Annotated in this window: 1 protein-coding gene; it reads left to right on the top strand. The window is 38.4% G+C overall.

Annotated features, from left to right (window positions below; translation table 11 throughout):
• Positions 1-91: 91 nt before the first annotated feature.
• A complete protein-coding gene (locus FDW97_RS17825) occupies positions 92-982 on the top strand; it encodes an IS982-like element IS982B family transposase (RefSeq protein WP_015082326.1) in 891 nt (296 codons plus the stop codon).
• Positions 983-1,002 lie beyond the last annotated feature (20 nt).

The raw sequence follows: 1,002 nt of genomic DNA, 5'->3' as shown, positions 1-1,002 counted from the left end.
TACCCGAATTGCTAGTTAATTTCATTGGAAAATAAATAAGTCGTGCTATCCTAATCTTAAACCACTAAGCATTAGAAAGCGCACGACTTATATGACTTATAATAGCACACTTCCAAAAGTTTTTGTTTATTTACTGACAACCATTGAGACGCTTTATCAAACGAGGGTTCCCCTTGAGGTTCAAAACCGAAAGAACGTCCATCTCGCAACATCAGATTGCTTAGTTATCGCTTGTTACCTATGGGGCGTACTGCATTTTAGTGAAACGCTTAAAGCTAAGCACCAACTTGCTCAAAGTTTATTTCCTAATTTCCTAGAATATTCTCGCTTTGTCCGCCGTTGTAATGCCCTCTTACCGAGTATCCAAGTCATTCGCCAAGCACTCGTCTTTAAAGAGGTTGAAGGAATGAGTGTATCCATTATTGACAGCTTCCCCATTCCTTTGTGTCAGCCTATTCGTAATTTCAGAAGCAAAGTTCTTGGAGATTATGCAAATGTTGGCTACAATGCTACAAAGGGACAGTACTTCTATGGATGTAAATGTCATGCTTTAGTCAGTGAATCAGGCTATGTCATAGACTACACAATTACTCCTGCTTCAATGGCTGATAGTTCAATGACCGAGGAAGTGTTGAGTCAATTTGGGACACCAACAGTCCTTGGAGATATGGGATATTTAGGTCAGTCACTGCATGATAGGCTGGAATTAAAAGGAATTGATCTAATGACACCTGTCAGGAAGAACATGAAGCAAAAGAAAATCCTTTTCCCTAATTTTTCAAAACGTAGAAAAGTGATTGAGCGAGTTTTCTCTTTTTTGACAAATCTAGGAGCTGAGCGTTGTAAAAGTCGTTCGCCTCAAGGTTTTCAATTGAAATTAGAGATGATACTTTTAGCGTATTCTTTACTGTTAAAATCAGCTAAATCACTGGAACCAGAGACTTTAAGATATTCTATCGGGTATCAAGTCATGGCTAAATAATCAACTAGCAATTCGGGTTA

The sequence above is a fragment of the Citrobacter sp. wls708 genome (assembly GCF_005281255.1).
In the GTDB taxonomy this organism is placed as follows: domain Bacteria; phylum Pseudomonadota; class Gammaproteobacteria; order Enterobacterales; family Enterobacteriaceae; genus Citrobacter; species Citrobacter werkmanii.
Note: the sequence above shows the minus strand (reverse complement) of the source record. Positions and strands in the feature narration are given on the sequence as shown.

What these genes read in the sequence shown, in the direction of transcription:
- FDW97_RS17825 (WP_015082326.1), top strand. Translation starts at nt 92, where the DNA reads ATGACTTATAATAGCACACTTCCAAAAGTTTTTGTTTATTTACTGACA.